This is a genomic window from Mycobacterium sp. IS-1264, assembly GCF_001954195.1.
Classification (GTDB): domain Bacteria; phylum Actinomycetota; class Actinomycetes; order Mycobacteriales; family Mycobacteriaceae; genus Mycobacterium.
Genome location: NZ_MBES01000046.1, coordinates 1 through 21127, shown reverse-complemented (window position 1 = coordinate 21127; position 21127 = coordinate 1). Strand labels below are relative to the sequence as shown.

Here is a 21127-nt window from a genome sequence, read left to right as displayed (position 1 = left end):
CGAGCACATCAGCAACGTCACGATACTTGGACGGTGGTCGGCGCGGGGCGAAGCACGGCAGCTTTGAGCCCGCTGCGATCAGTGGATCCGAACGATGATCTCCGAGTGGCCCAAACGGATGACGTCGCCATCGGCCAACTGCCACTCCTGTACCGGCGCGTTGTTGACGGTCGTGCCGTTTGTGGAATTGAGGTCGGTCAGCAGGGCCACGTGTCCATCCCAGCGGATTTCAAGATGACGGCGCGACACACCGGTGTCGGGCAACCGGAACTGCGCGTCCTGTCCGCGGCCCACGATGTTGGCGCCTTCGCGCAGCTGATATGTCCGACCGCTGCCGTCGTCGAGCTGCAGGGTGACCGAAGTCCCGGCAGCGCCGTAGCCGCCCCCCGCGTAACCGCCGTAGCCTCCGCCCGCGGGTTGACCGTAATCGGCGGCCTGGCCGTAGTCGGCTGACTGTCCGTACTCGTAGTCGCGCGACGGCGGTTCGGCGTATCCGCCGGCGGGAGGGGCGTACCCGCCGCCCCCGCCCGGAATGTGTTCGGCGTACTGGGTGTAGTCGCCCTGCCCGTAGTCCTGCTGGCCGTACTCTTGCTGGCCGTACTCCGGCTGGGCGTATTCCTGCTGCCCGTATCCCTGGCCACCACCTTGCTGGTAACCCTGGTCGTAGCCGGCGCCCTGATCGGGGTAAGGCGGTCGAGGCTGTTCGGGCGCGCCTTGCGGTGCGTAGCCGGCGTCGTCCTGACGAACCGGCCCGCGGCCGTATTCGCTGTAGCCGCCGTAGCCCGGCTGGCCGCCTGCGGGCTGACCGCCGCCGGGAGGTCCGTAGCCACCACCCTGGCGGTAGCCCTGGTCGTAGCCTGGGCCGCCGCCGTAGCCGCCGCCAGGCGCCGGGGGGCGCTGCTCGTACGACGGCGGGGGGCCACCCTGGCTCTGGTCTGGGTAGCCGCGGCCCTGGTCCGGGTATCCGCCGCGCTGATCGGGGTAACCGCCGTGATCGGGGTATCCGCCGCGCTGATCTTGGTAGCCACCCTGGTCGGGGTATCCGCCGCGCTGGTCTTGGTAACCGCCCTGGTCGGGGTATCCGCCGCGCTGGTCTTGGTAACCGCCCTGCTCGGGGTGGCGAGGCGGCGGGTAGCCACCTTGGGGCGGGTAGCCGCCCTGCTCCGGCGGATATCCACCTCGTGGGTCGGCCCCGCCCTGCGGGTCCTGGCCGCCGCGCTGATCGTCTTGGGGACGCGCGTAGCGCTCGTCGTAGTAGTCGTCGCCGGGCCGCCCCTGCCCCTGACCGCCGCGGTAGCTCGAGTTGTCAGTCATTGGTGGTACTCCTGGTTCTGCGCTGAACGCCTGATTTGATTGTGGCCGGGCGGGGTCGTTGTCCGCCGGGCGGGGCTCGACATCGGGGTTGACAGCACCGCGGGCGCGGAACTGGCCGGTGTGCAGGTTCGGTGACTGCTCGAACCGAACCACAACCTCACCATACGTTTGCCACCCCTGTTCATAGATATAGTCAGCCAAGTACCTAGCGAAAACGCTCGACGTGAGATCGGGATCCGCGCGCACCTTCTCGAAGTCGTGCATACCGAGGGTAATGATGTATTCGTTGGGGGCCAAAAAACGATTGCCCTGAAGTGGCCGCACGCCGTCTTCGGCTTCGCGGCGCAATAGGGCCTCGACCTCCTGCGGAACTATCGATCCCCCGAACACTCGGGCAAACGCATCGCCGACGGTCGCCTCGAGTTTGCGCTCGATCCGCGCAACGAGCCCTTTGTGGCTACTCATGTTTCAGCGCTCGCCCGCACTTGTCTCGGCATATCGGCGGCGCAAGGCAAACGCCTCGCCCGCATGTCGCATCACTCAAGCATGGTATCGGGACACCTCGATGCTGCGGCACCGTGAGAACTCTGAGAATCGCATCACGCCAGCTCAGCGCGGGCTGCGCCCGGTCGCGAAGGCTCCCGGTCCCGCGCGAGCGGCTGGGGCACGCGGCCACTACAGTGGTATGGTCCTTCGGTTGTTTCCCCGGGCGAGTGGCGGAATGGCAGACGCGCTGGCTTCAGGTGCCAGTGTCCTTCGGGACGTGGGGGTTCAAGTCCCCCTTCGCCCACCGAGCGGTTCGCACCGCGGCCTGTTAGGCCCGCGGCCCGCACATGTGTTGCACTGCCTCACTTTTGGGAGCGCGTGACTGGGTCGTCGTCCTCGTCATCCCAATTGACCCATTCGGGAAGCGGCGTGTTCGGCATCGCCCCTAACGCGGATGCCTCGTAGCCGGGTTGGGTGCGGTCCCCCTTCCAGCGTGGATCCAACCTATTCGCTCGCGAGCGCCTAACGCCTCGTGTGATCAGAGCGACGGTGCCTCCGACGACAAAGGCGATCAGCGCAACCTTGAGAATCAGCAGCGCCATGTCAACGCGGATCATGCGGCTGCGTCATTGCCCAGCCCTTGACCTCGGCGGTGACCGGGTCGGTGATGTCGCCGAATTCGGGATGCTTCTTGAGCACCGTTTGAACCATCGAGCACACCGGAACAATGCGTTTGCCTTCGTCGCGGGCGGCGTTGAGCGCCTTCTCGACCAGGATGGTCGCCAGCCCCCGCCCGCCGAATTCGGGATCGACGACCGTGTGGTGGAAAACGCGCTGATCGCCGCGGTCCGCATAGTCGGCATGGCCGACGGTCCGCCCTTCGACGGCGATTGTGTAGGTCTGGTGTCCCGCGGTGACGGTGGTCGGTGCACCGGTCTTGTCTGTAGTCATTAGGGATCCTTTCTCTCCGGTGTGGGTCGCGGCCGCAGCCGCGCGGTCGGCAGGGGCGGCGCCGGCAGGTGGGTGACCGAGCCCCGGTAGCCGTCGACAGCGCCGAAGCGCTCGTCGCCGTCCTGCCACTGATGGCGATAGCTGACGATGTCGTCGTGACTGCGCCCGACGAAGTTCCACCACATCACCAGCTCCTCGGTGAAGGGCGTCCCGCCCAGCAGCAGCACCCGCGTGGGTCCGTCCCCCGTGTTCTGCAGCCGCAGCGTCGAGCTCCCGGCGCCTTGATATCCGAGGTCGGCCACCCCCAGAGCGGTGCCGCCGAGCTGCACGGCACCGACGTCGCACAGCACGCCGTGCTCGAAGGCCGGGTCGACGTCCAGGTCCAGCCGGGTGTTCGAATCGAGGTCGAGCTGTGCGCCGAGTAGCGGCGTGAAGGTGGGCACGGGCGAACGGCTGCCGGCGAGCTCCCCGAGAAAAACGCGTGCTACCGCGCCGGGCAGCGATATCGGCGGGGGCGCATGGTGGGCGAAATCGCGTCCGGTGTCGCGAGTTGAGTCGGGAAGTGCCACCCAGAGCTGTGCGCCATGCAAGGCGGCGCCGGTGTCCACCGATACTTCGGAATGGCAGATGCCCGCTCCCGCCGTCATCAGGTTGAGCTCGCCGGGGCGGACCATGGCGTGCACGCCGGCACTGTCGCGGTGCTCCACTTCCCCGCTGAACAACCAACTCACGGTCTGTAGTCCCGTGTGCGGGTGTGGCGGCACGTCCATGCTCGCCCGCACGGGTCCGTAGTGGTCGATGAAACACCACGCGCCGATCAGCGAGCGTTGCCGTTGCGGCAGGGTTCGCTGTACCCGGATCGCCCTAGGCCCGCCCAGCGGAACTTCTCGTGGATGCAGCACCTCGATGCCCGCGACCCGTGAAGCGCTGCAAGCTACTTCGGTCGGCGCGGTCTCGAGGTTGCTCATCGTTCACCGATTATCGGCCCGGCGGTCGCAGCACCTTCATGGCGAGCCGCATGACCGGTTCCGGAATCCGATCCTGCATCGACAATGCGGCCCCGGCGGCGCGAGATCGCAATGGCGCGCCCCGACCGAAGACCCGGTTCAGCGGTCCCCCGGACGGCTCTATCACCACATGCAGCGGCGGCGTCCCCACGGCCGCGCCCAACGCGTTCGAAATGACCATCCGTTGAATCTCGCTGGTGCCTTCAAAGATGGTGTACAGCTTGGCATCTCGATACCACTTCTCCACCGGATGGTCGGTGATATAGCCCCAGCCGCCCAAGACTTGGATGGCGCGTTCAGTGGCCTTGACCGCCACTTCGCTGGCGGCGAGTTTCGACATCGAACCCTCGCCCCGCTCGAAGGGGACATTGTTGGCCGCCATCCACGAGGCACGCCACGTCAGCAGCCGGGCGGCGTCGATCTGGGTGGCAAGGTCGGCCAGGGGGAATGCGATGCCCTGGTTGTCGATGATGGGTCCGCCGAACGCCTCTCGTTCGGTGGCGTAGGACGTCGCGTACTCCAATGCGGCGCGCGCGATCCCGATTGCCTGGGCGGCGACCATCGGGCGCGTCTGTTCGAAGGTGCCCAAAGTCGCCGAGCCGGAACGTTCTCCGCCCGCCACCGCTTCGCGCGCCTTGGCGAGCTTGTGTTCGAGCTTGTCTTGCCCGCCAAGGAGGTTGTCGCCGGGAATCCGGACGTCCTCCAACATCAACTCGGCGGTGTGGGAGGCCCGACAGCCGAGCTTGTCGAGCTTTCGCACCATTTTCAGTCCGGGGGTACCGCCCGGGATCACGAACAGCGCCTGACCGCGGTGACCGAGTTCCTCGTCGACTACCGCATTGACCACGTGCACGTTGGCGATGCCGCCATTGCCGATCCACATTTTGTGGCCGTCGATAACCCAGTCGTCTCCGTCGCGGCGAGCATGGGTGCGCAGGTTGCGCACGTCGCTGCCGCCTTCGGGTTCGGAGATCGCCAGCGCCGCGAGTTTGAGATCGCCCGGTGTACCGAAACATTCGGGCGCCCATTGCAACATCTGCTCGGGGGAAGCGGCTTGGCCGATCGCCGACAACGCCAGCGCCGGCATGACGATCGCCAAGCCGATCCCCGCGCAGCCCCAAAACAGCTCCTCCATGAACATCGGCAAGGAGACGCCGGTCGAATCACCGATCAAGTCGCGGTAGAACAAGGGGCTGTAGAAGCCGCGCCGGGCGGCCTCCTCCAGCACCGGCCACGGAAACTCCTGTCGTTGGTCGTAGTCGAGTGCGACCGGACGGATCACTTCTTCGGCGAACTCGTGGGTGCGCCGGGCCAGATCGTGTTGCGCCGCCGTCGGAGTCAGGTCGAACGTCATGGATGCGCTCTACCCGGTCGGCCGGGTCAGCAAACGGCTGACCGCCCAAACATTGCAGCTGTCAGGCGGCCGTACGGGGGCCGACTTGCGCGAGCGGTAGGTGCACCACCACCGCGGGCACCGCAACGACATCGTGTTCGCGGCGGGCCAGCAGCGCCGCGTTTTCGGGCAGCTGTCGGGAATTGATCTCTCCGGCGGCGATACGCCGGAGAACCTCGTGGGCGCGGGCGAGCTGGTCGCGCTTGCGGTATTGCCCACCCGGCAGTTTCACGCCGGCCCACACACCGTATTCCTCGCGGTGTGCGATGGCGTGCTGTGCGCATTGCCGCTGCTGGGCCAGCGGGCAGCGGCGCAGGCATTGGAGCCGCGCCTCGGTGGCCGACTGCTCGTAAGCGCGCGCCTTTGCCGCGCCGTCACCACCGTCATCGTCGGGGTAGCCGAACCAAAGTTCCGGGTTGGCTGCGCAGGGATGTCCCATGTCGGTCTCCTTGTCCGGTGAAACGTAGACGAAAGCGTATACACGTATGCGGGCCGCGCGCAAGAGAAACGTGACAAAAACATATATACAACGTCGATGGAGCTGGTCTGTGTAATATCCGGCCTATGGCCGGAGCCTGTGGTGAGCCGTGAATCGGCCGGTGCCGCCATCCGCGCGTTGCGCGAGTCGCGCGATTGGTCGCTAGCGGAGCTCGCCGCCGCGACCGGCGTGAGCGTTATGGGACTGAGCTATCTCGAGCGCGGCGCTCGCAAGCCGCACAAAAGCACAGTTCAGAAGGTTGAAAATGGGCTCGGCTTGCCGCCCGGGACCTACTCGCGGTTGCTGGTGGCCGCCGATCCGGATGCCGAGCTGGCCCGGCTGATCGCGGCGCAGCCGCCCGAAACCATGTCCGCGCGGCCGGCCGGCGCGGTCGTCGTCGACCGTCACAGCGACACCGAAGTGCTGGAAGGTTACGCCGAAGCGCAGCTCGACGCCCTCAAATCTGTCATCGATCGGCTGCCGGCGACGACATCAAACGAATATGAGACGTATATTCTCTCTGTGATCGCGCAATGCGTGAAGGCAGAGATGCTGGCCGCCAGCTCATGGCGGGTCGCCGTGAACGCCGGAGCCGATTCGACGGATCGGCTCATGAGGCACATCCAGTCGCTCGAGGAGACGCGCAGCGCTCTGCTGGAACGCATGCCGGCCAGCTTGAGTGCGCGGTTCGATCGGGCATGCGCGCAGTCGTCGCTACCGGAGCCGATCATCGCGGCATTGCTCGGTGTCGGCAGCGACGAGATGTGGGACATCCGCAACCGCGGGGTCATCCCGGCCGGAGCACTCCCCCGCGTTCGCGCTTTCGCCGACGCGGTCGAGCCGACGGACCAGGGCGCGACCGACCAGGACACGGGTGAGGGGGAACTGTGATCGGAAGTGATATCGAGGTATTGAGTCGTGCGCACCAGATGTTTACCGGTGCCACTCGGCGCGCGACGCTGGACGCCACACCCGGCGATTACGGGAGATTGCTGTTGCGCAGTGCCGAGCTGAATAGTGGTGTGGCCCAAGCTGATTACCAGGCTTTGGCCGATCGCAGCAGGGAAGCATTGCTGGCGGCGGGGCGCACGGATGCCGCGGCGTCAGGCGTCATCGCGAGTGCACACCAGGATCGGGCACAGGCCCGCGAGCTCACCAAGAGTGTTCTCGACGAGGCTCGCGCGGACGCCGCGACCACCCCTATCACCCCGATGGCCCAGCGTGAGGCGATGCGGCGCAGTGCCGCCCGCCTGCGTGCCCAACGGGCGCACATACTGTCGGCCCGCTTGCGGGCGCGACGGCATTCGCTGGCACTGCGGGCGTTGCGATACCGAACGCTGCACCACCGCGGTCCGGGGTTGGCCGGCCTGCGGCTGCCGTCGCCAAGCGGCCGCGCCGGAATCGCGGTGCGCGCCGCCTTGTCGCGACTGGGCCGGCCCTATGTCTGGGGCGCGACGGGTCCCAACCAGTTCGACTGCTCGGGGTTGGTCCAATGGGCGTACGCGCAAGCGGGGATTCACCTGGACCGCACTACATACCAGCAGATCAACGACGGTATCCCCGTGCCCCGATCGCAAGTCCGGCCGGGTGACCTCGTCTTCCCGCACGCTGGACACGTACAGCTGGCCATCGGCAACAACCTGGTTGTCGAGGCGCCCTACTCGGGTGCCTCGGTACGGATCAGCCCATTGGGCAGTAACGTTCAGATCCGCCGACCGATATGAGAACCAAGACCACCCAGATTCACCTGGGCAGATGAATAGGTTGAACGCATGTCGGAACAATCCGGACCCTCGGTAGCCGCCATTCAGGCACGTCAGGCAGCACTGGTGGACCAACACGGCACGGTCGCTGAGGCCGACCGCGTGCTCACGGAAGTCCTTGCCAGCGCCCACGCCGCGATCCGGGAGGGTCTGCGGCGGCTTGACGCGATCGCCGACGAAATCGAACGCGCCGCCCCGGATCAGGACCACCTCGCCGTCGATACCCCGATGGGCGCCCGTGAGTTTCAGCGGTTTCTGGTCGCCAAGCAACGCGAGATCGTGGCGATCGTGGCAGACGCTCACGAGCTCGATCGCGCGAAAACTGCTGTCTTGGAAGGATTACGGGCACAGTACGCCGCCTCTAGGGGCTAGCCCGATTCGCGCGATCCGTTCATGCACAGGCCCGCCGTGGTGAATTGTCGGCGAGTTCGTGCCTGAGTACTGTCACCCGGCATGGAGGGGACGCGACACCGCCCGCACTGGGGCGCAGCGCTGTTCGCCTAGCAGATGTCGACCTATGACGAACTGCTCGCCACCGTCAAACGTGTGCGCGACCGCACCGGCGATCCCAACGCCTGGCAGACCGGATTGACGCGAACCGAGTTGACTGCCGTGGTCACGCCCACCACGCGATCGGAAGAACTCGATGCGATCCTGCTCAAGATCCGGCAACAACACCCCGACCTGTTTGACGTGAGGACGCTCGCGGGCGCAGCGCCGGCGGCGTCGGATCGACAGCAGGGTGCCGCCGCCGAAGCCATAGCGGACGCCGAAGTCGCTCTAGCACACCAGAATTCGGCAAGCTCGCAGCTGGACCTGCAAGTGGTTTCGGCCATCATGAATGCACACCTGATGACCGTCGAGGGCAGGGACGCGCTGACCAAATTGCAGCACGAGACCGAAGCGGCCGTGCAGACGCGATCCGATCTGGACACCCCGGCGGGAGCGCGGGATTTTCAGCGGTTTCTCATCGGCAAGCTCAGAGACATTCGGGCCGTGGTCGCGAATGCGAGCCTCGATGACACGTCGAAGTCAGCGCTGATGGCCGCATGGACATCGTTGTACGACGCTTCCAAGGGTGGGCCGAGCAACCCCGGCGACAGCCGGCCGGTGTCCGGCGCCCCCACAAGTGCACCCGTGCGCGGCGCTACCGAACAGTCCGCGGATGTTGCGGGATGGGATCCACTGTTGGATTCACTGTTGGCCGACGATCCCGGCCCGCTGGCCGAGGATTCATCGGATCCGTATTCGACACCGGGCTCCGCCGCGCCCGCGATGCCCTCGGCGCCGGTCCCGCCGAGCATTCCCAACTTCGGCGCGGGTTCGCTGCCCGGTCTGGGCACGACCAGCCCGCTGGCCGGTTGGAGTGGCCCGGGTGGGTTACCGCTTGCCGGCTCGCAAGAGTCGAGCGATCCGGTGTCGCGGGATCTGGACGACAACGGGTTGCTGGCGTCGGAAGAGTCCGATCCGACCCATCGCGACCCCAGCGAGGAAGCCGACGACGATAAGGGCGACGCGTCAACGGATGAACGCGATCCGCAGCCCGCGGGCCCTACAACGGTCACCCTGCCCAATGGCGAGACGGTGACGGCGGCCAGCCCGCAGCTGGCCGCGGCGATCAAGGCCGCGGTTGGCGGCGCGTCGATTGCGGATGCATTCCACCAGCAAGGAATGACCATTCCCCCACCGGGAACGGCGGTGACCAACCCGATCGAGCCGCTGCAGCTCGCACCGGGTGATATCGGCATGTTCACCGATCGCCACGCGCTCGCGCTGGGCCACGATAAAGCCCTCCTCGACGGGCAGATTCAGCACATCGCCTCCGTAAGCGGGCCGAGCTTTCTAGGCTGGGAGCATCCGCCGGTGGCGGCCGCGACCGCGCCGGCTACGACCGACACACCGGCACCCACCCGCCCGGCGGGGACGGCGACTACCTGACAATAGTGATCTCGCCGCTCTTACCGGCGGCGCATGAAGAGGAGACAGCGGATGGCAGATCGAATCCATGTGGTGCCCGCACATTTGCGCGATGCCGCCGCGCATCATCAGGACACCTCCGAGTACTTGCGCACTGTTCCGTCATCCCACCCCGCGATCCAGGAGAGCCTGGACTCGCTGGGGCCCATCTTCAGCGAATTGCGCGATGCAGGACGCGAGCTGCTCGAGCTCAGGCGCCAGTGCTACGAGCAGCAGGCCAACGATCACGCTGACATGGCGCACAAACTGAATACCTCGGCGGCGGTCTGGGACCAGCACGAGGAAGATGCGGCCGGAAAGCTCGGCGGCATAGTCGACGGCGGTCGATGACCGACGCCAATCCCGCTTTCGACACGGTTCACCCCAGCGGACACATCCTTGTCCGCTCTTGCCGCGGCGGATATATGCACAGCGTCGCGTTGAGCGAAGAGGCAATGGATACCGACGCCCAAACCTTGGCAAAGGGCATCCTTTTGACCGCCGACGTGTCGTGCCTGAAAGCGCTGCTGGAAGTTCGCGACGAGATCGTGGCCGCCGGGCATACGCCGTCCACGGCCGTGCCTACTCCGCACGATCTCGATGCGGCGATTGAGAAATTGTTGGCGCACAAGCTGCGCCGCCGGGATGACGCGGGTTAGGCCGGCAGTTAGATAACCCAGGTTTTGACGATGTCGGGGTCGGGAGCGATGTCGGTCGGCGGCTCGATGGGGTTGGCGCCGAACAACTCTCGCGCGCGGCCCAGCAGAGCGCGGACTTCGTCGAGTTGCTGCTGCAGCGCAGAATCAGCCATGCCCTCACGGTACTCAGGCCCTCGGATCTGCACAATTCACCTTCGGAATAAACGATCTGCCGAATGCCGGTAGGCTTGGCCCGTGGCCATCTTCGGTCGGATAGCAGCGCGCCAGCGCCTCCGGAGAGCTACCCGGGAATCATTGGAGATTCCGGCCTTCAGCTCTCAGATCGACTGCACCCCTTGGGTGACAGGCGGGCTTTGGCCTGCCGAACTGTCGACGATCACCGGCGAAACCGCCGCGCTCGCAGACTATCTCAGGGCTGACCTGCAGCGGATTACCCGTACCGCGAACGACGAGCTCAAAGTCATCAAGCGGGCCGATATGACCGATTCCGCGCGGGAGGCGGAAGAGGCGCGAGTCATCGACGAAGCTCGTGCTCACGCCCAGCGCCGAGTCGAATCGACGCTGCGTCATGTGCGCGCGATGCGGGCCGAGATGCTCGCAGGCCACCGGCGCCCGCAGGTCAGACAACGTGTCGCCCGGCGAGACGTCCACGAGACGCAAGTCATACCGGCCGTTAGGGATGTGGAGCCCGCCGTTGCCGCCCCCGCGGGTGCCGAACCGGCGCCGCCGCAGCCCGCCGAGGGCGACCGCCACGAGGCGCCCGCCGCTCCCCCGGTAGCAGCTGCTCCGCCAGCCGACGATCGCGCCGAACCTCAGGTTTCGGCGGCTCGGCATCGGGCGCCCGACGATGACGACGCCGCGACGACCGTTATTACGCCGGAGTCGACGACCCAGGAGGTTCCGGACGTCACGGAGACCCTGGAGGTGCCGCAAGCCGCGGAGGTGCCGGAGGCGACGGAGGTTCCGCAGGCGGCGGCGGCCGACGAGGCCACGGAGACTGAAGCCGCGGAGGCCGCCGAGGCCGAGGCGGCGCCGGAGCCCGAGGACGCCACCCAGGTCATGGAGGCCATCGCGCTCGAGGCTCCCGAGCCGGACGCGGTTGCGCCGGAGGCCCGTGAGGCTGAAACCACAGAGCTGCAGATTGTGGAGCCAGAAGCAGTGGAACCGGACGTCGCGGAGGCGGCGGAGGAGCCGGAGGCGCCACGCGAAGCGGAGCCGGAGCCCGTGGCGGCAGAGACCGCGGAGCTGCGGATCGTGGAGCCCGCGGAGACGGAGGCGCCAGAGGCCGTGGAGGCCCCGGCGACCGTCGAGGCCCCCGCCGTGGCCGAATCCGACGACGAACGATTGCAGCGGCTCCTCGCGTTCGTCGTTCACCAAGAACCACAGTTGAACTGGGCAGTCGGCGATCTCGCGGACGGGGCGACGCTTTTGGTCACCGACCTCGCGCACGGCTGGATTCCGTCGGGCATCGCGCTTCCGGCAGGCGTTCGGTTGTTGGAGCCCCGGCGTCGCCGCGGCAAAGTCTCCGCTCTGCTCGACGAGGCGACTCGGACGGCGACCTACACCCCGGGCGATTTCATTGGCCGCCATGACGACGTCGCCGCGACGGAATCCTCGGTGCAGCCCCGCGAGCTGCCGCCGGTCGACGATCTGGGATGGGAACTGGGTCGGGCTACGCATTGGCGCGACGGGTTGCCGCGGTTGGTGCACACGTTGGCCAAGGCCGCCGCGGCGGGTACCGGCGTCGTAGAAGAAGAAGTCGACCTGCTGCGCGTGCACCTCGACACCGCCCGCTACCAGCTCCTGGGCCAGTATCCGGATATCGCACCCGCGCTGTTGCTCAACTGTTTGTTGTTGGCCGCGACCGAAAGCCTCGTCGCGCGGGACGCGGTGTCGGCGAACTATCACTTCGCCTGGTTTCAGAAGCTCGACGCCCCACCCGCGAGTCAGTGGACAACCGCCCCCAAATCATGAATTGACGCTGGTTGGAGGGGTCGACGATACTGTCAACGTGTCGGGATCGGGCAGTCGCGCGAATCTGAGCGACAAGGATCTCGTCGAATCGGTTTTGCGTGACCTGAGCGAGGCTGCCGACAAGTGGGAAGCGCTTGTCGCGCAGGCCGAGACAGTCACGTACAGCGTGGACTTGGGCGATATCCGCGCCGTTGCAAACTCCGACGGCCGATTGCTCGAGTTGACTCTGCATCCGGGCGTGATGACCGGCTACGCCCACGGAGAATTGGCCGACAGGTTGAACCTCGCGATCGCGGCTCTCCGCGAAGAGGCGGAAACCGAGAACCGGGAAAGATATGGGGGCCAGTTGCAGTGACGTCGGTGTCGACGCAGCAGATCCGCGTCGACGGCCGAAAGGAGAATGACCGTGCCACTCAATCTGTCCAACCGGGACCAGAATTCGGGGCACCTGTTTTACAACCGGCGATTGCGTGCCGCGATCACCAGGTTCTCAGTGCGGATGAAGCACGACGATCGCAAACAGCAAGCGGCGGTGGCGCTGTCGATCGTGCTCGTCCTCATCGGCCTCGGCTGGATGGCGCTCCTTCATGTCATGAAGCCCGCGGGTTTGGTTGGCCAGTCCGCCATCATCGGCGACCGTGACACCGGCGCGGTCTACGCGAAGATCAACGGACGCCTCTACCCCGCCCTCAATCTGACGTCCGCGCGGCTCGCGATCGGCAACGCGAGTGCGCCCACCTGGGTCAAGGCGAGCGAGATCGCGAAGTACCCGACGGGCCCGATCATCGGCATTCCCGGCGCGCCGGACAGCCTGCCCATCACGGCGAGCGCCGTATCTGCTTGGTCGGTGTGCGACACCGCGGCCACTCGAGGCAGCGGAACCGCTCCGGTGGTGACGTCAATCGCCGGCCAGCTCGCGCCGTTCGGGCGGTCGGCGGCCATGGGCCCGACGCAAGCCATCCTCGCGACCCACAAGGGCGCGACCTACGTGATCTGGAGAGGCCAGCGGTCCCGCATCGACCCGACCGACCGATCGGTGACGTTCAACCTCGGTCTTGACCCCGGCGTGACGTATCCGATCGAAATCTCGAACGCGCTTTTCGATGCGATGCCCTCAACGGAACCCCTTGTGTTACCGGCGATTCCGGGCCAGGGCACACCGTCGCGGTGGCTGCCTGGTTCCCCGGTGGGCAGCGTCCTGGAAACCCGTGACGCCAGCGGCACCGTCAACGGCTTCTATGTGCTGTTGCCGACCGGCGTCCAAAAGATCACCAGTTTCGTCGCGGACTTGTTGCGGACCGCCAATTCGGAGGGTTCGACGACACCGATCCTGATCGGACCGGACAAGCTGATCCAGATACCGGTGGTCGACGTGCTCGACGTCGACTACTACCCGTCGGGAAAGATGGAATTCATCGACACCTCGGCCAATCCGGTGACATGCGTCGGCTGGGAGAAGCAGCCCGGCGACCCGCAGGCCAGGATCACCGTCTTCAGCGGGCGGGGTTTGCCGGTCTCGATCGGTATGGATGATCGAATTGTGCATCTGGTCCGCGACGACCGTGATCCCAATTCACCTGAGGCACAACAGACATTGATGCTGCCGGGCGCGGCAAACTTCGTCACGACGACAAGCGGCGTCAGCACCTCCGACACCCGGGAAAGCCTGTACTGGCTTTCACCGCAAGGTGTTCGGTACGGGATCCAATCGGATCAGCGGACACTGAAGGCACTGGGGATGGATCCACGCTTGGCCGTGCAAGCGCCCTGGCCGATAGTGCGTACGTTCGCGCCCGGGCCGGCGATCAGTCGCGATGCCGCCTTGGTGTCGCGCGATGCAGTGTCCGGAGGCGGAGCCGTGGCGCCCATTCCCGATTCCAACGATCAGGCAAGCGGGGGTTAAGCAATGTCCAAACGGGGTTTCGTCCGGGGCAGGCGCAAGCCGCCACCGAGTGTTCCGCCCGTCCGGGTCGCGGTCGCCGCGCCGCTGGCGCTGCCCGAGCGGGAGCCGCGCAACATCCTGCTGATGATCGCGCTGCCCGCCCTGCTGGTTGGGATCATCGGCACGCTCGTGGTGATGTACGCCTCGGGGATTCGATCGTTGCAGTCAGGGTTCTTCCCGATGATCGGTCTGGTCGGCTTCGGGACACTGATGTTCAGCGGGCGCTTCGGCCGCGGTCGCCGAATCAGTTGGGGTGAACAGGAAAAGGCGCGCCGCAGCTATCTACGCCAACTCGACGAAGACCGCGAGGAAGTCCAGCGCGCCGCTCAGGAACAGCGACGCAGCCAACTTTTCGTGCACGGTGATCCGCAGAAACTGGACACCGTCATCGGTGGTCCACGGATGTGGGAACGCCGCGTAGCGGACTCGGATTTCCTCGACGTCCGCCTGGGCATCGGTGTGCAGCAAGCCAGCGAATCGGCGGTGTCACTGCAGTGGCCGGACGTGCCCGTCGGGGAAGAGCTCGAACCGGTAACCGGCGGCGCGCTAAGGGATTTCATCCTCGAGCAGAGCAAAATTCGCGGGATCGGCAAGGTGCTGAGCCTGCGGGCGAAACCCGGATTCAGCTTCATCGGCGACGATCCGGGCGAACTGCATAGTTTTGCCCGCGCAATCCTGTGCTCCCTGGCCGTCTATCACGGCCCGAACGATCTCAAGCTGATGGTCGTCACCCGTCATCCCGAGCAGTGGTCGTGGATTGTGTGGCTCCCCCACAACCAGCACGATGAGATGTTCGACGCGTGCGGGCTGCGCCGGTTGGTGTTCGCGTCACCGACCGAACTGGAAGAGGCGCTCGACTCCGAGCTGCACCGCAAGGGCCGCGGCCCGTGGGCGCCACCGGTCGGAACCAGCCCCACGTCAATGCCGTCGCCGATGGAGTCGGCGCCTGGGCTCGCGCTAGGCCCACACTGGGTGATCGTCGACGACAACGTCGGCACGCCCGAGCAGTGGGAAGGTGTGACCGGGCAGAAGGGCATGGCCGGCATCACCGTGTTGCGGCTGGCGACGCGGCCGGGCGTCGGCGTCGGGTTCACTGACGACAGCGAACGTTTCGGGCTGCACGAGGGCAGGCTCACGCACCGCGGCACCTTCTATGCGGTCGCGGACATGCTCGCGGAGAGCACCGCCAATCGGTACGCACGCGCGCTCGCCCGCTGGTCTCCAATGACCGCCGGGGAATTGTCGGAGACCGACAGCCAGGGCGGCGAATTGCTGCGGGCGCTGGGCATCAGCGATCCGCGCGAGTTGGACGTCGACAGGCTGTGGGCCGAGAGCCGTGGCCGCGGCGACCACAAGTGGGCGATGGTGCCCGTCGGTGTCAAGCAGGGCGGCGAGCTGCAATATGTCATCCTGCGCGCCAAGGACTTTGGTGGCTTCGGGTTTCACTCCGTCGTGATCGGAACGTCAGGCTCGGGGAAGTCGGAGTACTTCCTGTCCCTGTGCAGCGGGATTGCGCTGACGCATTCGCCGGAAACGTTCATCGTGATCTTCGTCGACATGAAGTTCGAGTCGGCGGCCCAGGACCTGCAGGGCTTTCCGCACGTGGCGGGCTCGTTGTCCAACCTCGGCAAGGATGACCGTCACCTGGCCGAGCGGATGCGCAAGGCGATCAACGGCGAAATCGCAAGGCGTTACCGGCTTTTCAAGGAAGCCGGTGCGCGTGACGCCAACGAGTACGAGGAGATGCGGCTCGCCGGCCGGGACCTCGAGCCGGTCCCGATCCTGTTGGTGATCATCGATGAGTACCTCGAGTTGTTCATTCATCATCCCGAGTGGATCGATCTGGTCATCCACATCGGCCAGGAGGGCCGCGGCTGTAACGTCTTCTTCACGCTCGGCGGTCAGCGATTGGATCTGTCGTCGCTGAGTAAAGCCAAGAGCAACATCGCCTTCCGTGTAGCGCTGCGCGCCGAGACCGCGGAAGATTCCCGTGACGTGATCGGTAGCGACGCGGCGCTGCATCTTCCGTCGAAAGAAAACGGGTACGCCCTGCTCAAGGTAGGACCACGCGACCTGGAGCAGTTCCGGTGCTTCTACGTGTCGGCACCATTCGTGGTGCCCAAGCGGGTGGTCAACGTGAACAAGACTGTGGACGTTAGCTTTTCCCAACCGCGTGCCCTTACCTGGGCGTACCAGCCGCTCAGCGAGGCGGACAGCGCAGCACTAGCCGTCGCCGACGAGCCCGAGGAGCCCGACGAGTTCCTTTTCCACGCCGACGGATTCCGCAAGAAGAAGCTCGTCGACATCATCCGGGAGTCGCTGACCTCCCACCCGGCACGTCCGCCGCACCAAATCTGGCTTCCGCCTTTGGAAGTCAGTGAGCCAATCGATGCGCTCGTGGCGCGCTGGCGCGGTAAGCCATGGCATGTCGACTACGGCGAGAACCCCGGACTGGTGTTCCCGGTCGGCATTGTGGACATTCCCGAAGAGCACGATCAACGGGTCCACGTCATCGACGCCGAGATGGACAACGTCATGGTGGTCGCGACGGCTCAGCGCGGCAAGTCCACCACGCTGATGACGTTGATGGCCTCGGCGGCGCTGATGTATCGGCCCGAACGGGTCACGTTCTTCGGCATCGGGGCGTCGCTTTACCCGGTCGAAGACCTGCCGCACGTGGCGTCTGTCGTCAGTCAGACGGACACCGAGGGCGTGTCGCGGACCATCGCTTCGATCGAGGGATTGATCCTGGCCCGCGAGGCGTCGTTCAAGCAGTACCAAATCGACATCTCCGAATTTCGGGAGCGACGATTCGGCACGGACGCGGCGGGAGCCGGCACCGATCCGGACGACAAGTTCGGCGATGTGTTCCTAGTCGTCGACAACTTCAGCGACCTCTACGAGAAGGATCCCTCAATCGGCGACCGTCTCATCGCGATCGCTCGCCAGGGCCTGTCCTACGGCGTCCACGTCATGACCAGCGCCACGGCGTGGCTGGTGGGGCAAAAGCAGGGGCTGGTCAACGTGTCGAACGCGCGGATCCAGCTGCGGTTGAGCAACCCCGACGAGACGCAGATGGGCGAGGGCTTCGAGCGCAGGAAGGCGGCCCGCAACACCCTGGACCGGCCCGGCTTCGGCGTCACCCGGCAGGGACACGAGTTGCTCGTCGGGATGCCGGAACTCACGTCGGCCACCGGCGAGCGAATTGCGACGCGCGCGATGGGCGCGGTCATTGCCGAAGTGACGGGTGCGGGCAGGCTGGAGAGGTTGGCGCGACTTCCGGAGCGGGTTGAGCTCGGCCAGATTATCGGCGCGTTCGCGGGTACCGCCGAGGCGGCCGATCCGCTCAACATCCCCTTCGCGATCGGCGAAAGCGCTTTGCAGCCAGTGGTTTTGCCGGCGCGAACGGTGCCGAACATGCTCGTCTTGGGCCGGCAGCTGTGCGGGAAGACCACCACGTTGGCGGCGTTCGGCCAGGCGATCATGAGCCGGTTCGATCCCGAGCAGGCACAGATCACCATCATCGATCCCAAGACGTCGCTCATCGGCAAGATCCGCGGCCCGCACGTGCGCGCCTATGCCTACACGGCTGAGGACGTCGACGAGGTGATAGAGGGGTTGGCCGCGATCATGCGCGATCGCCTGCCTCCGTCGGGTCTGAGCCAGGAGGAGTTGCTCAGCCGCAGCACGTGGGAGGGTCCGCACCACTTCGTCCTGATCGACGACGAGCAGGAGCTGCGTCCGCACGGAATCATCGGAAAGAACGCGGCGACGGCGCCCTTGTGGGGATTGATCGAGCGCAGCCGGGAGATCGGGCTGCACGTGATCGCCTCGCGCCTGCCAGGCAACTGGGCCGGGATCTCGGTGACCAATCCGTTCCTGCAGAAGCTGACCAGTTCGCGAGCACCCACCTTGTTCATGGACAACGATCCGGCGGCGGTCAAAGTGTTCGGCCGGGTCAGCGCCCAGCAACTTCCCCCCGGACGTGGCCTGCTGGTCACGACGGACGGGGCGATGGAGGGAGTGCTGGTAGGAGTCCCGGAATAGCGTGATCCGAACGGGGCGGTCGGTCGCTCCAGTAAATGCCGTAGCGAGGGTGAGTCGACACCCACCTGCGGCCACCTTAGAATCAGGCAATTCCGCCGATTTTCAGCGGACACAACTTACCTGGTGGGAAGCTCGAACGTAGGGGGTATGACCCCTACGGGTGAACCGGGCAATGAGAGCACGGAGGCAAAAAAATGAGCGGACTGTATGAAATGGTTCCGGGTGCCGTCAACTTGTCGTCGGCGGCGGAGGCCGGCATCAGCGAGGAGATGGCTGCCACGACCGCTGCCGGCGCTGCCGCGCTCACCGGGGTGACGCCGATGGCCCCGGATGCCGATTCCGCGGAGTTCGCGGCGGCGCTCAACGCCGCCGGCGCGGCCTACCTGACCACCGCGGGCGAGCATGTCGCGCAGCGGGCCGGTTTCTCAGGCGCGCAAGGCCTGGCTGGCGCCGTCGGCCCCGCGGTTGACGCGATCGACGCGCTACAGCTCTAAACAGCCAATATGGCCGACCCTAGGTTCAACGGCCCTCCCGAGCTGGTGGCGCTGATCTTCGAGGCGGGCAACCCGGCGTCGGTGGTCGCCAACAACGCGGTCTGGCTCACCGAGACCACAAACAAAGAACTCGCCGCAGGCCTTTCCACTGTCAACGCGATGGCCACGGCCGCGAGCTGGCAGGGTGTCGGCGCCCTTGCCTCGTTGGTGACGAACACCGGGCTCAACGCCGGATTGCACACACTCGTGGGCTGGACGGCGCACAAGATCGGCATCACGCAGTCCGCCGTGGAGGCCTTTACGATCGCCCGGTCCTCGGTGATCCCGTCGGTGATACCGATAACCAACCGCAGGGAAACAGAGGTGTTGACCGCCACGAACTTTTTCGGCCAGAACACTCCGGGAATCCTCGAACGAAACGCGGAGTATCACGGGCATCACTGGCCGCACAATTCGAGCGTGGGCTGGGCGTATTCCGCTGCGCTGAGCGTGTTGACCGCCGCATTGGCCGTCCCGCCGCCCCTCGCGCCAATGGGGGCGTCGCCGGCCGCCCCGGCGGCGGCGGCCGAGTCGGTCGCCCAAGCGGCGGCGCAGACCGGTATGAACGACGCTGTACAGGCAGCGAATCAGACCGGTCAGACCGCGGGGCAGGCGGGCTCGGCGCCGGCCGAAGCGGGCAGCTCGATGAGTTCGCTCATGCAGCAGCCCATGTCGATGGTGTCCGGGTTGATGCAGCCGCTGCAGGATGCGTTCAAAGCGCCGATGGAGGCGGTTCAAAGCTTCGGCAGCATGCCGCAGGGGCTCATGTCATCGATGACGGGGCTGTTCTCGGCGGCTGGGGCGCCGAATGCCGCTTCGGCCGGTGCGCTTGCGGAACCCGTGCTGGCCGGTGCCGGCGGCGCGGGCGGGGCTGGCGCCGCGGGCGTGGGCGGCATCGGCAGTGGAGTCGGCGGGCTCCCGGGTGCCGCACTCACCAGCTACACGCGGCCCACGAGCAGTTTCGAGCCGGAGACCGGAGGCAGGCCGACCAGCTTGCGTGCGGGCGTGCTGAACGCCGCCGATGTGCGCGGTCCCACCGCCTCAACCGGGATGGGCGGTAGCGCGATGCCGATGTCGCCGGCTGGCATGCTGGCCCGTGGTGCCGGAGGCGAATCGGACAAGGAAGCCGCCGTGACGCGAGCCCGCGTCGTGGTCGGCGGCGACCGGACCGATCCGCAGGACGCGTAGTTCACCTACTCAGCGACCGCGCCGGGCCGGCATCACTCCGCGCCTCCGCGCACAAAGACAGGGGGGTCCTTGCTGACATCCCAGATGGAATTGAAGGAGTTTTTGGTGTCGTCAGGGGTTTGGGAGGTCCAGAAACCTGTTCCGGTCACGTGAACCTGCATAGTCAAGGGATCGAAGTTGTAGGCCATGTTGGTAAAGCGGCCGGGTGTCGGCGATATCGGCCTAGCGGGCATGGGGCTCCAGTCGCGTTGATGCGGACAATTCGGGTCCGGAGGTCCACCGGCATAGCAACGCCGTACTCGGGCCTCCATCGCGGCATTGAGGCTTTGCCGGCCTGCGTCATTAAGGGTCGCGGTGAGCCGTACCGTGGGAGCGGGCGCGTCAGGGGTCAGGGAATCAAGCAGCACCGGTACGGGCGGTGAGGTGATATCCACGAGCCGGTTGGACGACGAAAACTGAAGTATTCCAGGAAAAACGGTGATCGGGTTTACTCCGTTGGTTGGTACACCCCAGACCGCAACGGCTTTCAACGACTCGTTCTGCACACCCGCGGGTCCTAGCGGCACGGAGGCAGTTGAGTTATCCAGGCGCCATTGGTCCGCTTTCTTGCGTAACCAAACGCTCGCTTGTGACAAAGTATCGCCGAATTGTGCTGCAATGATTACCCGTTGGGCGTCGGGAGGTGCCGCGCCGTCGGTGTCTGCGCTGTCCACCATGAGGCCGGTAATCGGCGCACCGGCGATCTGATGTTGCAAAACCGCATCAGTGAGGAACTGGGTAGAGCTTGGCTGGGATGCGGCCAAGCCTAGCGCCGCCGAGGCTTGGCCTTGCGCCAGCGCCTCTAAGTAGCGCTGCGCCGCTAGGCGGGCGTCTCGGCGAGCATCTTCTGCGACCTGACCGCCGTCGGCGGAGTTGATCTTGGGAACCACAATCGCTGCCGCCCCGGCGATAAGCAGCACCGCGCAAACGCTTAGCGCGGCACGGAGCCGTCTACTCCGCTTTCGGGTACGGCGTTGCCCGCGTCGGGCGGGTGATCGCTGTGCGGCCGGCGAACCAACTCGCGCTGGCAGGGTTAGCTCGGCGTTAGTGGCTCGAACGCCCGTTTGGGCGTCGATGCGCTCACCTAACGCGTCGGCGAAGTCCGTGCAGCGAGCGAATCGGTCACCCGGATTTTTCGCCAAAGCCAGTGCAAGGACCTCGTCGAGGGCCGCCAATTCGGGTCGGATGACGCTGATTCTAGGGGGCGGGCTCGTGAGGTGTGAACTGATGATAGCGACAGGATTTTCGCTAGGGAAAAGCGTTGTGCCAGTGAGAAGGTGATACGCGGTGGCGGCTAGGGCGTACTGATCGGCCCGTCCATCGATGTGGTTGCCCATTAACTGTTCGGGCGCTGAGTAAGCGGCCGTACCAACGGTCATACTGGTTGCGGTCAAGCC

At 66.0% G+C, this 21127-nt stretch carries 18 protein-coding genes, 1 tRNA gene and 2 pseudogenes; 13 read left to right on the top strand and 8 right to left on the bottom strand.

All coding sequences use genetic code 11. The features are described from left to right. Positions 1 to 78 precede the first annotated feature (78 nt). A complete protein-coding gene (locus tag A5744_RS08250; RefSeq protein WP_076059992.1) occupies positions 79 to 1779 on the bottom strand; it encodes a DUF3662 and FHA domain-containing protein in 1701 nt (566 codons plus the stop codon). 242 nt (positions 1780 to 2021) lie between these two features. On the opposite strand from A5744_RS08250, the gene A5744_RS08245 reads away from it, so the two are divergent. Beyond that, positions 2022 to 2104, top strand: a tRNA-Leu gene (locus A5744_RS08245). Positions 2105 to 2403: 299 nt separating this feature from the next. On the opposite strand, the gene A5744_RS08235 is transcribed toward A5744_RS08245, so the two are convergent. From A5744_RS08235 to A5744_RS08220, 4 genes are all read right to left on the bottom strand, one after another. Then, entirely contained in the window at positions 2404 to 2751 is a 348-nt protein-coding gene (locus A5744_RS08235) for a GNAT family N-acetyltransferase (protein ID WP_076059988.1), read from the bottom strand. Then, entirely contained in the window at positions 2751 to 3719 is a 969-nt protein-coding gene (locus tag A5744_RS08230; protein ID WP_076059986.1) for a pirin family protein, read from the bottom strand. Before A5744_RS08230 ends, A5744_RS08235 begins: the two co-directional genes overlap by 1 nt. 10 nt (positions 3720 to 3729) lie before the next feature. Continuing rightward, positions 3730 to 5112 carry an acyl-CoA dehydrogenase family protein gene (locus A5744_RS08225; RefSeq protein ID WP_076059985.1) on the bottom strand — a complete coding sequence of 461 codons (1383 nt, stop codon included), beginning with the start codon at positions 5110 to 5112 and terminating at the stop codon, positions 3730 to 3732. A gap of 61 nt (positions 5113 to 5173) precedes the next feature. Next, on the bottom strand, positions 5174 to 5590 hold the full coding sequence (locus tag A5744_RS08220; RefSeq protein WP_076060071.1) for a WhiB family transcriptional regulator: 417 nt from the start codon (positions 5588 to 5590) through the stop codon (positions 5174 to 5176). Positions 5591 to 5731: 141 nt separating this feature from the next. On the opposite strand from A5744_RS08220, the gene A5744_RS08215 reads away from it, so the two are divergent. From A5744_RS08215 to A5744_RS08190, 6 genes are all read left to right on the top strand, one after another. After that, the gene (locus A5744_RS08215; RefSeq protein WP_076060069.1) at positions 5732 to 6520 is read left to right on the top strand and encodes a helix-turn-helix transcriptional regulator; all 789 of its coding nucleotides are present in this window, start codon (positions 5732 to 5734) and stop codon (positions 6518 to 6520) included. Beyond that, positions 6517 to 7353: an NlpC/P60 family protein gene (locus tag A5744_RS08210; protein WP_139329733.1), complete on the top strand. Its 837-nt coding sequence runs from the start codon at positions 6517 to 6519 to the stop codon at positions 7351 to 7353. Before A5744_RS08215 ends, A5744_RS08210 begins: the two co-directional genes overlap by 4 nt. A gap of 48 nt (positions 7354 to 7401) precedes the next feature. After that, positions 7402 to 7764 carry a DUF4226 domain-containing protein gene (locus A5744_RS08205; RefSeq protein WP_076059981.1) on the top strand — a complete coding sequence of 121 codons (363 nt, stop codon included), beginning with the start codon at positions 7402 to 7404 and terminating at the stop codon, positions 7762 to 7764. A gap of 135 nt (positions 7765 to 7899) precedes the next feature. Beyond that, the gene (locus tag A5744_RS08200; protein ID WP_076059979.1) at positions 7900 to 9330 is read left to right on the top strand and encodes a DUF4226 domain-containing protein; all 1431 of its coding nucleotides are present in this window, start codon (positions 7900 to 7902) and stop codon (positions 9328 to 9330) included. 51 nt (positions 9331 to 9381) lie between these two features. Then, entirely contained in the window at positions 9382 to 9699 is a 318-nt protein-coding gene (locus A5744_RS08195) for an ESX-1 secretion-associated protein (protein ID WP_076059977.1), read from the top strand. Further along, complete coding sequence (locus tag A5744_RS08190; protein ID WP_076059975.1) at positions 9696 to 10007, top strand: DUF2694 family protein; 312 nt, start codon at positions 9696 to 9698, stop codon at positions 10005 to 10007. The genes A5744_RS08195 and A5744_RS08190 overlap by 4 nt, the downstream gene beginning before the upstream one ends. Positions 10008 to 10015: 8 nt before the next feature. Here A5744_RS08190 and A5744_RS24630 read toward each other — a convergent pair whose 3' ends face one another. Continuing rightward, a complete protein-coding gene (locus A5744_RS24630) occupies positions 10016 to 10159 on the bottom strand; it encodes a hypothetical protein (RefSeq protein WP_170874449.1) in 144 nt (47 codons plus the stop codon). A 1165-nt stretch (positions 10160 to 11324) separates the two neighbouring features. Here A5744_RS24630 and A5744_RS24625 point away from each other — a divergent pair. The 6 genes and pseudogenes from A5744_RS24625 to A5744_RS08160 form a co-directional block, all read left to right on the top strand. Continuing rightward, a pseudogene (locus A5744_RS24625) lies at positions 11325 to 11981 on the top strand (DUF5631 domain-containing protein); the annotation flags it as partial. Positions 11982 to 12018: 37 nt separating this feature from the next. After that, positions 12019 to 12336, top strand: a complete 318-nt coding sequence (locus tag A5744_RS08180) for a DUF2710 family protein (protein WP_076059972.1) — start codon at positions 12019 to 12021, stop codon at positions 12334 to 12336. Between the two features lie 51 nt (positions 12337 to 12387). Further along, positions 12388 to 13884, top strand: a complete 1497-nt coding sequence (gene eccB, locus A5744_RS08175; RefSeq protein WP_076060068.1) for a type VII secretion protein EccB — start codon at positions 12388 to 12390, stop codon at positions 13882 to 13884. 3 nt (positions 13885 to 13887) lie between these two features. After that, a complete protein-coding gene (gene eccCa, locus A5744_RS08170) occupies positions 13888 to 17970 on the top strand; it encodes a type VII secretion protein EccCa (protein WP_076059970.1) in 4083 nt (1360 codons plus the stop codon). A gap of 194 nt (positions 17971 to 18164) precedes the next feature. Further along, positions 18165 to 18464 carry a PE family protein gene (locus A5744_RS08165; protein ID WP_240563000.1) on the top strand — a complete coding sequence of 100 codons (300 nt, stop codon included), beginning with the start codon at positions 18165 to 18167 and terminating at the stop codon, positions 18462 to 18464. A gap of 9 nt (positions 18465 to 18473) precedes the next feature. Beyond that, positions 18474 to 19691, top strand: coding sequence for a PPE domain-containing protein (locus tag A5744_RS08160; protein ID WP_076059969.1), 1218 nt, complete (start codon positions 18474 to 18476; stop codon positions 19689 to 19691). A gap of 32 nt (positions 19692 to 19723) precedes the next feature. Here A5744_RS08160 and A5744_RS24380 read toward each other — a convergent pair whose 3' ends face one another. Both A5744_RS24380 and A5744_RS24975 read right to left on the bottom strand, forming a co-directional pair. Further along, positions 19724 to 20650, bottom strand: a complete 927-nt coding sequence (locus A5744_RS24380; protein ID WP_139331284.1) for a hypothetical protein — start codon at positions 20648 to 20650, stop codon at positions 19724 to 19726. Positions 20651 to 20809: 159 nt separating this feature from the next. After that, positions 20810 to 21127 (bottom strand): annotated as a pseudogene (locus A5744_RS24975) (protein kinase); the annotation flags it as partial.

Coding starts and splice junctions, on each gene's coding strand:
- A5744_RS08250 (WP_076059992.1), bottom strand. CDS start 1,779: ATGAGTAGCCACAAAGGGCTCGTTGCGCGGATCGAGCGCAAACTCGAG.
- A5744_RS08235 (WP_076059988.1), bottom strand. CDS start 2,751: ATGACTACAGACAAGACCGGTGCACCGACCACCGTCACCGCGGGACAC.
- A5744_RS08230 (WP_076059986.1), bottom strand. CDS start 3,719: ATGAGCAACCTCGAGACCGCGCCGACCGAAGTAGCTTGCAGCGCTTCA.
- A5744_RS08225 (WP_076059985.1), bottom strand. CDS start 5,112: ATGACGTTCGACCTGACTCCGACGGCGGCGCAACACGATCTGGCCCGG.
- A5744_RS08220 (WP_076060071.1), bottom strand. CDS start 5,590: ATGGGACATCCCTGCGCAGCCAACCCGGAACTTTGGTTCGGCTACCCC.
- A5744_RS08205 (WP_076059981.1), top strand. CDS start 7,402: ATGTCGGAACAATCCGGACCCTCGGTAGCCGCCATTCAGGCACGTCAG.
- A5744_RS08200 (WP_076059979.1), top strand. CDS start 7,900: ATGTCGACCTATGACGAACTGCTCGCCACCGTCAAACGTGTGCGCGAC.
- A5744_RS08195 (WP_076059977.1), top strand. CDS start 9,382: ATGGCAGATCGAATCCATGTGGTGCCCGCACATTTGCGCGATGCCGCC.
- A5744_RS08190 (WP_076059975.1), top strand. CDS start 9,696: ATGACCGACGCCAATCCCGCTTTCGACACGGTTCACCCCAGCGGACAC.
- A5744_RS24630 (WP_170874449.1), bottom strand. CDS start 10,159: ATGGCTGATTCTGCGCTGCAGCAGCAACTCGACGAAGTCCGCGCTCTG.
- eccCa (WP_076059970.1), top strand. CDS start 13,888: ATGTCCAAACGGGGTTTCGTCCGGGGCAGGCGCAAGCCGCCACCGAGT.
- A5744_RS08165 (WP_240563000.1), top strand. CDS start 18,165: ATGAGCGGACTGTATGAAATGGTTCCGGGTGCCGTCAACTTGTCGTCG.
- A5744_RS08160 (WP_076059969.1), top strand. CDS start 18,474: ATGGCCGACCCTAGGTTCAACGGCCCTCCCGAGCTGGTGGCGCTGATC.